Genomic DNA, 13,263 nt, shown 5'->3' with positions numbered 1-13,263 from the left:
AGCATGTTCCCATGTCGCGGTCTTGAGGAAATGCTGCCGTCGATTGAGTTGACGGGCTTTTTCACGCGGGGGGAGCGGCTTTGCTCGACACCGGCCGGGCCCTCCCGCCTCAGGCGCCCCCTGGTGCCGAGAGCCGGTGGGAGCGGGCCAGATCTCGATGATGTCACTGGCTCCGTAGGGGGATTTCATGCTGTGTGCGGTGTTTGGCAAGCGGGCGCGAAGAGGGTAAGAGGCGCGCAGGGCGATCACAGCCGTCGGCCGCCCCGTCGCGAGGGAACGCCATCCGGGATGAATGATGACGAGGGACGTTATCGGTGACCGTGAAGACAGATCTCGATAACGGGTGGAGCAGGCGCGGGCTGATACGCTGTGCCGTGCTGCTGGCGGGCACCGCCGCCGCTTTCGCCGTGCCACGGCCCGCCTGCGCCAAGGACCCCATCGCTGTTCTGGCCGCGACTGGCCGCCCCGGCATCGGCACGCTGGAAGCCATCGCCGGCGGCGTGAAGGTCGAGCGCGACGGCGTACCCCTGCCGGTGGCGCAGGGAGATGCGCTGATCGTCGGCGATACGGTGTTGACCGAAGGCACGGGCCGCGCGCTGCTGCAGCTCGGCAATGCCACTCAGCTTCGCCTGGGGGGCGACACGCAATTGCGCATCGATCATTTCACCCCCGGCGGCGAGGCGGCCCTGACCCTGCGCGACGGCGCCATGCTCTACACCCGCTCCGCACGCGGCCAGCAGCCTCCGCTGAGCGTCACCGCCCCGTTTGGAGAGGTGGCGGGCCGGGCCGGGCGCCTGTTCGTGGGCCGGGTGGAAGGGCAATATGGCGTGGCGCTGATGCGCGGCAGCGTGAAGGTGGAGGCCGGCGGCGACGCGCTGAACCTGGAGCCGGGCGACGCTGTCGACATTCCGCGCAACGGCGTGATGCCCGCCGTGCGCCAGCCCTGGAGCGAGGCGCGCATCCGCCTGGCCCTGTCGCTGGTGGAATAGCCGTCAGCCGGTGAGCATCTCGATGCGGGCGGTGGCACGACGGATGCGCCCGGCGAGCAGCAAAGCAAGATTGCGGACGATCCGTTCCCCCGCTCGCGGGTGCGTCTCCTGGAAGGCGCGGAAGTCGTCCATGGAAAGTTCCATGCACACCACTTCCCCGTCGCTGCGCACGCTGACCGTGCGCGGCTGCTCGATGAGCGCGAGTTCGCCGAAAGCCATGCCGGGGATGAGGGTGTCGATGCGTGTGCCACGGCTGTCGCGGGCGCTCACCACGCCCCGCAGCAGGAAGTAGATCCGGGTCGGCGCTTCATCGAGCGGCATGATCTCGGTGCCGGCGGCATAGACGGACCGGCGGCACAGGCGGGTGAGCTCCGCCAGTTCCTGCGGCGCAAGGCCGATGAGCAGAGCCTGGCGCGCCAGATCGAAGTCCGCGGCGCGCTCATGGAAGCCCCCGTGGCGATAGATGATCTGGTCTTCCGCCCATTCCACCGCCGCCTCATAGGTGGGGAAGATGCGCACCTGGGCGCCTTCGTTCTTCAACGCCCACACCCGCGGTTCCACCGGCGCGCCGGGGCTGACGCCGGCCACCACCGTGGTGGTCGTGGCAGGGAGCTGGGTTTTCAGCATGCCCAGCAGAAGCGCCATGGCCGCATCGGTGATGGTGGTGACGCGATGCAGGTTGAGAATGAGGAATTCCGGCACCATCCCCGGATCGGCGAGGCGCCGACTCACATAATCCATGCTGGCGAAGGAGAGCTTGCCGGCCAGCTCCAGCACGCGAATGGCGCCGGGGCAGGCGGCCAGGATCTCATCCTCCCGCTGCTGGCGCCCGGGCTTGGCCGGCACGGTGTGGAAATCATAGTCCGCGAGCACGCAGGCGCGCACATCGTCCCGCCGCGAGAGCATGTGCAGGTCGAAGGCCTCGGCGATCATCTCGCAGGTGCGGATGCCGCGCACGCTGTTGCCGTGCTGATCGAGGCGGGGCGAGAAGGTGCCGAGCCCGAGCTGCGCCGGCAGGGCCGCCAGGATGCCGCCGCCCACCCCGCTCTTGGCCGGCACGCCCACCCGGTAGATCCACTCGCCGGCATAGTCGTACATGCCCGAGGAGCTCATCACGGCGAGGGTGCGGGCGATGGCATAGGAGGAGGCCACCGCCTCCCCCGTTACCGGATTGACCCCGTGATTGGCGAAGGTCGCGCCCATGATGGCGAGGTCGCGCGCTGTGACCAGCAGCGAGCACTGGCGGAAGTAGACATCGAGCACATCATCGACCGTGCCGCGGATGCCGCCATAGTTGCGCAGCAGATAGGCGATGGCGCGGTTGCGGTCGCCGGTGGCGCGCTCGGACAGGAAAACCGCCTGGTCCATCTCCAGCGTGCGCCCGGCGAAGCGGCCGAGGGTGGCGGCGATCAGGCCGAAGGCATCCTCGCCCATGGCGTCGGCGATCAGGCCGCTGCAGGCGATGGCGCCGGCATTCACCATGGCATTGAAGGGGCGGTTGTCAGTGGTGAGGCGGATGGAGTTGAAGGCGTCGCCCGAGGGCTCGACGCCGATGGCCGCCTCCACCTGATCGGCCCCCAGGGTGTCCAGCGCGAGAGCGTACACCATCGCCTTCGAGATCGACTGGATGGTGAAGGGCACCATGGTGTCGCCGGTCTCGTAGACATGCCCGTCAATGGTGGCGAGGGCGATGCCGAACTGGTCCGGATCCGCCTTGGCCAGCTCGGGAATGTAGCTGGGCACCGCACCGTCCTTTAGGGCGGCGAGGCTGTCATGGGTGTCGATCAGAAATCGAAGCAGGGGGGTCTGGAGCACGGCAATCCGAAGGGCGGCACGGGTGGACACGGTCCGCTGCCAGCGGGCCACTGGAAGCATCAGCTGAATTCAACCGGAATGCCTGCCGCTCCGCACCATGAAAATGCTTCAGATCGACAATTTATACCGTCGCTTGCCCCCGTGGCCGACGCGCGACGGATTTTTGGGAGGGGATGAGCGCTCTTCGCCCGCGTCACGTCACCTGTCGTTTGGCGAGCTTTCGGGCCAGGGTCCGGCGGTGCATGCCCAGGCGGCGGGCCGTCTCTGAGACGTTGAATCCGGTTTCCGCCAGCGTTTCGTGGATGCGCTCCCATTCCAGGGTCTTCAGGGAGCTCTGGCGGGCGCTGAGCGGCACATCGGGGTCGCCCTCCACGCGGCCGAAGGCGGCCTCGATGTCATCGGCATTGGAGGGCTTGGCCAGATAGTGGCAGGCGCCGAGCTTGATGGCCTCCACGGCGGTGGCGATGCTGGCGAAGCCGGTGAGCACCACGATCCGCATGCGCGCATCCAGCTCGTGCAGCCGGCGCACGCAGTCGAGTCCCGAGGCGCCGGAGGTGCCGGACAGCTTCAGGTCCACCACCGCAAAGCCGGGGTGGAAGGTCTCCAGCAGCGGGTCGAGATCCTCGGGGCGCAGGCACACGCGCACCTTGTAGCCGCGCCGCTCCAGGGAGCGCTGGAGGGCGCGGGCGAAAGCGCCGTCATCCTCCACCACCAGAAGGTTCTTCACCGGCGCGGTGGTGGCGGGAGTTTCAGGGGCGTTTTCGGCCTCAGGCGGCATCGGTCACCTCCGGTGCCGGTCCGCGCGGCGGCGTTTGGGCAGCGATGACGGCGAGCGCGCGCACCGGCAGCTTCAGCTCCACCCGTGCGCCCCCCTCCGTCTGGTTGCTGGCATGGATGGCGCCGCCCAGCTTACGCAGCACATTCACCGCCAGGAACAGGCCGAGCCCGCGACCGGGCCCCGCCTTGCTGGACTGATAGGGCGTGCCGAAGCGGGCGAGCGCCGCCTCGGAAAACCCCGGCCCGTCATCGGTGACACGCACCACCAGATCGTCCCCTTCGAGCAGAGCTTCGATGCCCACCTTCGCGCGCGAGGCTTCCAGCGCATTGTCGAACACATTGAAGAGGGCTTGCTCGATGACGCTGTCGCTGGCGATCTCCACCTGGGAATCGAGGGCATTGCGATAGTCGAGCGCGGGCGGGCGGCGGCTGTCGGTCCAACGTTCCACCATGTCGTCGACGAATGTGGAAAGGGTGCAGCGGCGGGCATCCTCGCCCCGCGTCTCGCCGGCGGCGATGAGGATGTGAGAGACGATGGTCTTGCAGCGCGCCAGGGCCGCCTGCATCTCGTCCAGCTCCTCGGTCAGTTCCGCGTCGTCGCGGAACTTCGGCATGTGGCGCCAGTCATTGAGGATCACAGCCAGGGTGGAGAGCGGCGTGCCCAGCTCATGGGCCGCGCCGGAGGCGAGCAGGCCCATGCGCACCACGTGCTCTTCCTCCGCCGCGCGCTGGCGCAGCTCCGCCAGGCGCGCATCGCGCCGGCGCAGGTTCTGGTTGATGCGGGTGACGAACAGCACCACCAGTGCCGAGGCCAGCAGGAAGCACAGGAACATGCCCTGGGTGTGGAGGTCCGTGACCAGCTCGCCGGAATGGAAGCCGGGCATGGGCAGCGGCCGATAGAACCACATGAGCGCGACAAAGCACGCGCTCGCCACCCCCACGATGACCCAGGTGGCCCGCGGCGAAAGCAGGACCGCGCCCAGGATCACCTGGAGCAGGTACAGCGAAATGAAGGGGTTGGTGGCCCCGCCGCTGAGATAGAGCTGGATGGTGAGGGCCGCCACGTCCGCCAGCAGCTCCGCGCACAGCTCGACATCGCTCACCTGTCGCGGGCAGGTGCAGCGGCGGATGGAGATGAGGTTCAGCCCCATCAGCAGCAGAATGACGAGGCCCATCTCCATGACCGGCAGCGCGATGCCCAGCCACAGCTGCACAACGGCGATGGCGAGCACCTGGCCCGCCACCGCCACCCAGCGCAGGGTGATCAGCAGCCGCAGGTTCCGGCAACTGGCATCGGCATCGGTGGCCGGATCGCTCATCGCCGGCCACCTCGCGGACTGGAAGGGCGGGCAGGGGGCGCGGCATGGCCCGGCCAAAGGCGGGATAAAGGCAAGCCTGACATCATGTCCAATGATCGTGACGGAAGGGCATGGTCGGGGTCAAGGCGCGCGATGACCCGATAACCCGGCGCACCCAACGGGCACGGCGCCGGTGGAGGCCGGCGCCGTCTGGTGTTGCATGTGCCGCGGGCCGCGGGGGCCCAGCCGGCGCGGGGTCAGGCCTTGCGGCGCTCGGCCTCGGCGCGGGCGCGGTCATCCATCAGCTCATACCACATGGCGTTGAGCACGGCGAAGGCGGCGGCCAGAGGCAGGCCGAGCAACCAGGCGAAATACCACATAGCGTCTCTCCTTCCTCAGTAAGCGTGGCCGGAGCCGTCGGCGATGGACCCCTGGTCCACCTTCCCCCACAGCACCTTGTAGACGAAGCTCGTATAGGCCACGACGATGGGCACGAACACCAGGGCCACGATCAGCATGATGAACAGCGTCATGTGGCTGGAGGACGAGTCCCACACGGTCAGGCTCGAGCGCGGGTCCACGGTGGAGGGCAGGATGATGGGGAACATGGAGAGCCCCACCGTCGAGATGATGCCGAAGATGGACAGCGAGCTCATGAGCAGCGCGCCGATCTCCGAGCGGGCCCGGAACAGCACGAAGGCCAAAGCCGCCCCGGCGAGGCCGAGCACGGGGCCCGCGATCATCCAGGGATGGGCCGCATAATTGGCGAACCAGACATGCGGCGCCACTTCCACCGTCTTGGCCAGCGGGTTGGAGGGCCCATCGACCACGAACGCGCTGGTGATGCGGTAACCGTTGATGCCGGCATAGAGCCAGACGCCGCCCAGCACGAACAGCACGATGGTGACGAGCGCCGCCATGGAGCCCACGGCGCGGGAGCGCTCGGCCACCGGCCCCTCGGTCTTCAGCACCAGCCAGGCGGCGCCGTGCATCACCAGCATGGCCACGGAGACGAGGCCGGCCAGGATGCCATAGGGGTTCAGAAGCTCGAACAGCGTGGTGCCATCATAGAAGATGCGCAGCTCGTCGTTGAAGTGGAAGGGCACGCCCTGGAGCACATTGCCCACGGCCACGCCCATCACCAGCGCCGGCACGAAGCCGCCGATGAACAGCGCCCAGTCCCAGGCCGACCGCCAAGCGGCGCTCTCCCGCTTCGAGCGATACTTGAAGCCCACGGGCCGCAAGATCAGCGCGAACAGGATTGCGAACATGGCGAGGTAGAAGCCGGAGAAGGACACGGCATAAAGCGCCGGCCAGGCGGCGAAGATGGCGCCGCCGCCGAGGATCAGCCACACCTGGTTGCCTTCCCAGACCGGGCCGACCGCGTTGATGACCACCCGGCGCTCAATGTCCGTCTTGGCCACGAAGGGCAGCAGCATGCCGGTGCCGAGGTCGAACCCGTCCATCAGCGCGAAGCCGATGAGCAGCACGCCGAGCAGCAGCCACCAGATGACGCGGAGCGTGTCGTAATCGATGAGTGTGTGAAGGATCATGACCTTACTCCGCACCAGCGAAGGCGTGGGGAATGAGCTCGGCTTCCGGCCCTTCGTCCGGCTCCGGGCCCTTGCGGATGGCGCGGACCATCAGCGTCATCTCGATGATGAACAGCACCGAATAGATGGTCACGAAGCCCACCAGGGTCGCGAGCACCGTGGTGGCGCCGAGGCTGGAGACGCCGGCCACGGTGGGCAGCACGCCTTCGATGTTCCAGGGCTGACGTCCCACTTCTGCCACCACCCAGCCGAGCTCGGCCGCCAGCCACGGCAGCGGGATCACCAGCACCGCGAGCCGCAGCAGCAGCGGGTAGCGGTCCAGCTTCCGGCGGGCGGAGAGCACGAAGAAGGTGGCGAGGAACAGGATGAAGAAGAAGCCCAGCCCCACCATGAGGCGGAACGACCAGAACAGGGTCGGCACACTCGGCACCGTATCCCAGGCCGCCTGCTTGATCTGCTCGGCCGTCGCCTGGCGCGGATCATTCACATAGCGCTTCAGCAGCAGGGCATAGCCAAGATCGTGGCCGTTTTCCTCGAAGGTCTGCTGGGCAGCCGGGGGAATGGCGGCACTGTTGCCGGCGGCGCGGATCTGCTGCAGGGCGTCGAACGCCTTGATGCCGTTGTGAATGCGCCCTTCCGCCTTGCCCACCAGCTCCTCGATGCCGGGGATCTGGGTGTCGAGCGAGCGGGTGGCGATGAGGCCCAGCGCCCACGGGATCCGCACGGCGAAGTGGGTCTCGCGTTCGCTCTGGCTCGGCAGGCCGATCAGGGTGAAGGCGGCGGGGGCGGGCTCGGTCTCCCACATGCCCTCGATGGCGGCGAGCTTCATCTTCTGGTGCTCGGTGGCCAGATAGCCGCTCTCATCGCCCAGCACCACCACCGACAGGGAGGCGGCAAGGCCGAAGGAGGCGGCGACCGTCATGGAGCGCTTGGCCAGATCCGTGTTGCGGCCCTTCAGCAGGTACCAGGCCGAGACGCCGAGCACGAAGATGGAGGCGGTCACATAGCCCGCCGACACCGTATGCACGAACTTGGCCTGCGCCACGGGGTTCATCACCACATCGAAGAAGTTCGACACTTCCATGCGCATGGTCTGCGGATTGAAGACCGCGCCGACGGGATTTTGCATCCAGCCATTGGCCACCAGGATCCACAGCGCCGACAGGTTCGAGCCGATGGCCACGCACCAGGTGGCGATGAGGTGGCCCACCTTCGACAGCTTGTCCCAGCCGAAGAAGAACAGGCCGACGAAGGTCGCCTCCAGGAAGAAGGCCATCAGGCCCTCAATGGCCAGCGGGGCGCCAAAGATGTCGCCCACATAAAGGCTGTAATAGCTCCAGTTCATGCCGAACTGGAATTCCATGACAAGGCCGGTGGCGACGCCGACGACAAAGTTGATGCCGAACAGCGTGCCCCAGAACTTGGTCATCTGGCGCCAGATGGTTCGGCCGGTCATCACATAGACCGTCTCCATGATGGCGAGCAGCACGGAGAGGCCCAGCGTGAGGGGCACGAACAGGAAGTGATAAAGGGCGGTCATCGCGAACTGCAGTCGCGAGAGGTCGAGTGTGTCGAGGGCCATGAGGTCTATCGGGCGGATCCCGCCTCCTTTCGATGGGTGGCACGCCGGTCGAAATCGCCGGGGCCGGCGATGGACAGACGCCGGAGGCGCTCCATCGCGATGAGGGTCGCAGGCGCGCCCGCCCGCCGGCCGGCGCCTGGGGCGCGGTGCGGCATGGGGTGGGGCGCCGAAAGCTGGTGTTGTCCTGAAAGCGGGACGAACGCGGCGGGTGTCGAACCGGTTCGTGTCATGGATGGTGCCTTGGAATGTCCCTGCGCTGGCCGAATTCAAGCCATGGGGCGTTCTCGCGCCGCCTCATGCGAGGGCGCGAGTGGACAAACTGTCCAAGGCCGTGCGCCCCACCCGCGCCCCGTGGTGCGCGGCGCGCCACGAAATCGCCGTGACAGCAACATGTTCCGGCGGGGCGATGCGCGGCGCCCGGGTCCGATGTTGGACCAAACGCCGCGGCGCCGCGGATGGGGGAAAACCTCTCCGGTGGACCCGGGAAGGCGGCCGAAAGCATGCCGGGCGCATCCCCCGGCGCTCGCGCTCCAAAGCGGGCAATGACCGGCCTTGGGGGCCCGCCAGTGCGGTTGCGCCGCGTGCTCCGGAGCCTTTCCGAGCGCCGGGGAGCCGGCGCGCGTAAATGGGGAATCGCGCCAAGGCAAAGGGATGGCCCCGTTCGCCGTTGCGGCGGACACCCGGGCGAATCTAGGGGCTGCGGCTGGGCGAGGGGCCATAGCCGTCCTTGGCCGACACCGCCGCTGCCCCTCCGCTCAACGGCAGCCGTGAACGCACAGAGGGGCGAGACCGGGAAACCCGGCGCGGACGGACGACGAATCCGGCGCCGCCGCCGAGGATGGGCCCGGCGGCGATGCGCTCAGTGGAGCGAAGTAGGGCTGATTTCGACGGGGGCGGCGGCCGCCTCGGCGGGCTGGACCTGCGCCGTCGCGCCCTGGGTCGCGCCTTGGGCGGCCACCTCCGGTGTGGCGGCGGCCTGTGCGGGTTCCGGCTTCGGGGGCGGATTATCGCAGAAGGTCTTTGAGGTCTCGGTCCACTGCCCCACGCCGGCCTGCACCAGATTCTTCATCACCCGGCAGACATAGCGGTGCTGGGCGACAGTGTTCTTTGGGCCTGCATTGTAGCGGGCGAGGGCCATGGTCCAGCTGCCATGGCGCTTGCGCAGCTCCTGAAGAAAGCGCGCCGCCTGCTCCACATTGAGCCGGGGATTGAACATTTCCTCCAGATTGTTGAACTCTTCCTTGTGCCAGTAATAATTGACCTGCATGCAGCCGATGTCGATGAGCTGCACGCCACGGCCATTGGCTTCACGGAAAAGCTTCAGGGCATCCTGGAGATTGTTGGAGATATAGTCCTTGCCCTCGATGTAGAGCGTATAGGGCTGAAGAAAGCCGCCATATCCGCTCTCCGTCAGGCCGACGGCATAGAGGATCTGAAGCGGCACGTTGTACTTCTTGGAGGCGCGCGCCAGCTCGCGCTCGCAGATATTGGGCGGGCCACCCTTCCGCGCGCCCTTTGCCGGAGGGCTTGCCGCGCTGGACGTGCGCACGGGCGCGCCCGCGGTGGTCGGCGCGGGTTTCGCCGGCCTCTGGGCCGGCAACGTGGATGTGCTCCTGGTGGCGTCCTTCGACGGATCCTTGGGCGCGTCCTTGGGCACCGGCGGAGTTTCCCGCATGGGAATGGTGCCGAAGGGCGTCGCGGATGCCGCGTTAGCCGTCAGCAAAGTCAGAAGAATGCCGAGAGCGAGATTGCGCATCTTCGCCTGCCTGGTCCCTGCGGGAATTCCCCTCATTTCTCCCCTGTTCACGTTGCCCGGGGCTGTCCTGATCGGCGCTGGAGCCCGTGGAAGGCTGATTGGTGTTCCATGCCGGCCGGACCGAGGCTTCCACCGGGCTGGAGATGTTCCGCACGATATCGAGATTGTCGACCTTCGTGCCGCTGGCTTCGATGATCCGCACCAGCGCGTTCTGGTCCTGGGCCAGCATCTGGGCGGTGGCCGCCTCGCTGGCGCGCACCCGCACTTCCAGGCCGTTCGCGGTCAGGCGCATGTGGATCACCACCCGGCCGAGGCTCTCCGGCGTCACCGCCATTTCAAGGATGCGCACCGGGCCCTGCGTGGTGGTGTTCGGCCCGGCCGGTTGCCCGCTCTGCATCCGCGCGGCTTCCTCGGTGATGGCGCGGCTCACTTGGGCCGCGGTGGCCATGGGCAGGCTGGTGATGCTGCCGAAGCCGGAAGTCGTGCCGTTCAAGCCGGTCATGCCGGTCGTTCCGGTCGTGGTCGCCGACGTGGCGGCCTCGCCCGTGGTCCCTCTCACGTTCGTCTCGGCCTCGGCCTTCACCGCCGCCTCGGTCGCTGCGAACTCGCGCGCGGCGGCCTTCTGCATGGTGCCCGTCGCCTGGGTGCCGGCAGCGGCTTCTCGGCTCGCCTCACCCTTGGCCGCGCTCTTCGCCGCGCGTTGCTGGTCGAAGTTCAACACCGGGGCGAAGTGGGTTTCGCGGCGCGTGACGCTCACCTGGATGCGATTGGTGGGCGCATCGCCATCGGCGGAACCCGGGCCGCCTGACGCGGCTCCATCCGCCGCCTGACGGTTGGACGAGGACTGCTTCGCGTCTTCGCCCTGGGTCTTCGTGCCGTCGGCCGCCCGCTGCTGGACGGTGGGCGCCGCTGCCGCGGCAAGATCGGCCAGGGTGTTTGCCGCCAATGTGGAGGCGGTCGCCTCCTTGGCGGGGGTGGTCAGGTTGTCCGCAACGGCTTTCTGCTTCGCGTCGCCGGCCTTTTTCGTGTCCTTGGTGGCGGGGCCGTCGTCCTGGGAAGCCTTGGCGGTCTCGTCAGTGGCCTGGTCGTCTTCCGTCACCTGGTCGCTCTGCAGGCGGACCTCATCGCGACGAATGCCACTCGCGCGCGGAGCCTCCGGAAGAGCGGCGCGCACGGGCTCGGGCTCAGCCGCGTCGGCGTCCACGGCAGTTGTGTCGGCATCGGGCTCGGCGTCGGTCTGCGCGCGAGTATCCCTGCCATCGAACGCCGCGGCTTTTTCGGGCCGCCCATGGCGCGTGGCCTTGGGCGTGGCCTGCCCGTCATTCGCGGCCTCCGCGGGCTGGAACGACGCAGAGCCGGCCTTTTGCCCGGCCGCGTCATCCTGCGACGCGGGCTGCGGGTCGACAGCAACTTCCGCGCCATCGTCAGAAGCGTCGGCGGGGGGCTCCTCCCCATTATCCCACCGCTGCAGCAGCTGACCGAAGCTGGCGGCGTCGCGGGCGGAAAGGGTCTTGGTCTTGCTTTTCACCTGGACGTCGGAGACCTCCGCGTCTTCGGCGCCGGCCGTCTTGCCCGCGCTGGCGGCGTCCGCGTCCGCCTCTCCTCCCGCTTCCTTGCCGGCCTCTTGGGTCAGGTTCGAGAAGAGGTCACCGAACTGGTTGTCCGCGCTCTTGGCCTTGCCGTGGGTGCCATGTCCGACATGGGCCGCGGTGGAGCCCGTGGCCGCGGAGGTGGCGAAGGAGATATCGTTGGGAGAGGTCATCGTGGCGCGGCCTTGAGTAGCGCGTCGATCTTCGTGAGAGCTTCGCGGGCACGGGACATGGCGGGCGAGGATTTCGCGTCTTCGGGAACTGGCGCAGCGTGTGGCTGTACCCGCTTGTCCTGAAGCGAAACCTGATCCGCCTGGCGCAGATTGTTGGCGGCCGCGAGGGCCGCATCGGCAAGGGCCGCATCGGCCGGGTCGAGGCGGTTGCGATCGACCTTTTTCAAAGCTTCCGCCGCCGCCTGGAAGCGATCCGGCATCACCGCCTGTGCGGCGCCCAGGTAAACCTGCGCCCGCTCCGCATCAAGGCTTGCCTTGCCTGCCAGCTCGCTCGCACGCCTGGCGGCGCCGGCCGCCAGCGCGGTCTTGCCTTCCATCAGCGCCGCGCGGGCCACCAGCAGATACATCTCGCGCCGCCCCTGGTCGTCCAGCACGGCGAGCAGGGCCTGAAGCCGCTCCAGCCCGTCGGCGGAATCGCTGGTCTGCATGTGCGCGAGCGCGCTGGCGAAGCGCTGCCGGAAATTGTCGGCATAGGCGGACTGGTTGAAGCGATACAGATATTGCCGGGAGAGCCGCTCGAAGGCGGGCATATCGTTCGCCTGGGCAGCCACCAGGATCTCGCGACGCAGGGCCGCTTCCTCCACCAGCGTGCCCGGGGCCAGGAGACGCGAAAGGTCCAGCAGGGCGGCGGCCTTGCGTGAGTCCTGGCGCACGGTCAAGGTGGCCTGCGCGAGCGCGATCTGCGCTCCGAGCATGTTTGGCAGCTTGCGGGCATCCACCTCGCCCAGCTCCCGCAGCGCGGCCTCCGCGCGACCTTCGACATAGAGCAAGGTGCCCAGCAGGAGCTTTTCGTCGATGGCGGGTCGCGGGTCGCGGGTGATGATCGCGCGCAGCACGTTCGGTGAGCCGCCGCTGAGGAAATAGCTGATGAGCGCTCGGGCGTTGGCCGGGTCCTGCCACACGGCGGGATCGGCGGCGCCGAACGCTTCATCCATGTCGGCAATCATCGCGCGCTGCGTCGTCACGCCTTCCATGGAGCCGGCGGCGATGCGGTCTTGCAGTCGCTGCAGCCGCCGCACCATCTCTACCGGCGCGATCGCCGAGGCGCTCCTGGGCGCGGGCGCCTGGACGGGGGGCGATGCAGGGCCAGGCGCTCCAGGAACCTCGGGCGCCACCGTTGCCTGCGGGGCGCGCTCAACGGCCGGCGGAGTTGAAGTCGCCGCGTTCATGCTGGCGGTCGCGGGGGGCGCCGCTGTGGCAGGCGCGGGGGCGGCCGGTGGCGTGCTTCCTCCATCCGCGGCAGGCGGCGGGGGCGGCGTGGCCGGGCGCTCGGTGCTGGCAGCGGGCGGCGACGCGGGGGCCTCACCAGCCGCGGCCGCAGGTGTCGACGTGTCGGCGGGAGGGGGAGCCGAGCCGGTGGCGGGCGCAAGGTCCGGCCGCAATTCGGTGCGTGTCGGCGCAAATGCCGAGATCGGCGCCGCTGCGGGGGCCGGGCTGGGAGCCGGAGCGGGCGCTGCGGCGGGCGCCGGCGCATGATCGACCGCGACCGTTGCCGGCGCCACCGGAGTGGGAATGCGCGGCTCTGCGAGGGCCGGAGCGACCGGGCGGGTCGGGGGAGCAAGGGGGCGCGTGGCGGGCGGCGGCGCGCTGGGAGCTGCAGGCGGGGCCGCTGCCGTTTCGGCCGCCGGCGGCGCGATCGCCGGCCGACGCGGCGGCAGCGGCGCATTGGCG

The 13,263-nt window shown here is 68.6% G+C and carries 10 protein-coding genes; 1 reads left to right on the top strand and 9 read right to left on the bottom strand.

Annotated features, from left to right (window positions below):
- The first annotated feature begins 314 nt into the window (after window positions 1-314).
- On the top strand, window positions 315-989 hold the full coding sequence (locus tag L0966_RS22510; RefSeq protein ID WP_234051945.1) for a FecR family protein: 675 nt from the start codon (window positions 315-317) through the stop codon (window positions 987-989).
- Between the two features lie 3 nt (window positions 990-992).
- Here L0966_RS22510 and glsA read toward each other — a convergent pair whose 3' ends face one another.
- The 9 genes from glsA to L0966_RS10890 form a co-directional block, all read right to left on the bottom strand.
- Window positions 993-2,864 carry a glutaminase A gene (glsA, locus tag L0966_RS10930; protein ID WP_234051944.1) on the bottom strand — a complete coding sequence of 624 codons (1,872 nt, stop codon included), beginning with the start codon at window positions 2,862-2,864 and terminating at the stop codon, window positions 993-995.
- Between the two features lie 133 nt (window positions 2,865-2,997).
- Window positions 2,998-3,582 (bottom strand): response regulator transcription factor, encoded by a 585-nt coding sequence (locus L0966_RS10925; protein ID WP_234051943.1) that lies wholly within the window; start codon window positions 3,580-3,582, stop codon window positions 2,998-3,000.
- Window positions 3,572-4,900 (bottom strand): ATP-binding protein, encoded by a 1,329-nt coding sequence (locus L0966_RS10920; protein WP_234051942.1) that lies wholly within the window; start codon window positions 4,898-4,900, stop codon window positions 3,572-3,574. The genes L0966_RS10925 and L0966_RS10920 overlap by 11 nt, the downstream gene beginning before the upstream one ends.
- Window positions 4,901-5,136: 236 nt before the next feature.
- Window positions 5,137-5,259, bottom strand: coding sequence for a cytochrome bd-I oxidase subunit CydX (gene cydX, locus L0966_RS10915; RefSeq protein ID WP_234051941.1), 123 nt, complete (start codon window positions 5,257-5,259; stop codon window positions 5,137-5,139).
- A 15-nt stretch (window positions 5,260-5,274) separates the two neighbouring features.
- Window positions 5,275-6,432, bottom strand: coding sequence for a cytochrome d ubiquinol oxidase subunit II (gene cydB, locus L0966_RS10910; RefSeq protein WP_234051940.1), 1,158 nt, complete (start codon window positions 6,430-6,432; stop codon window positions 5,275-5,277).
- 4 nt (window positions 6,433-6,436) lie between these two features.
- Window positions 6,437-8,014 carry a cytochrome ubiquinol oxidase subunit I gene (locus L0966_RS10905; protein ID WP_234051939.1) on the bottom strand — a complete coding sequence of 526 codons (1,578 nt, stop codon included), beginning with the start codon at window positions 8,012-8,014 and terminating at the stop codon, window positions 6,437-6,439.
- Between the two features lie 859 nt (window positions 8,015-8,873).
- The gene (locus L0966_RS10900) at window positions 8,874-9,770 is read right to left on the bottom strand and encodes a lytic transglycosylase domain-containing protein (RefSeq protein ID WP_234051938.1); all 897 of its coding nucleotides are present in this window, start codon (window positions 9,768-9,770) and stop codon (window positions 8,874-8,876) included.
- Entirely contained in the window at window positions 9,724-11,532 is a 1,809-nt protein-coding gene (locus L0966_RS10895) for a flagellar hook-length control protein FliK (protein WP_234051937.1), read from the bottom strand. The genes L0966_RS10900 and L0966_RS10895 overlap by 47 nt, the downstream gene beginning before the upstream one ends.
- The gene (locus tag L0966_RS10890; protein WP_234051936.1) at window positions 11,529-12,527 is read right to left on the bottom strand and encodes a chemotaxis protein; all 999 of its coding nucleotides are present in this window, start codon (window positions 12,525-12,527) and stop codon (window positions 11,529-11,531) included. The genes L0966_RS10895 and L0966_RS10890 overlap by 4 nt, the downstream gene beginning before the upstream one ends.
- Between the last annotated feature and the right edge of the window lie 736 nt (window positions 12,528-13,263).

It is taken from the genome of Xanthobacter sp. NM-59 (assembly GCF_021401125.1).
Lineage (GTDB): Bacteria > Pseudomonadota > Alphaproteobacteria > Rhizobiales > Xanthobacteraceae > Xanthobacter.
The sequence above is the reverse complement of the archived record's forward strand: the minus strand, read 5'-3'. Positions and strand labels throughout refer to the sequence as shown.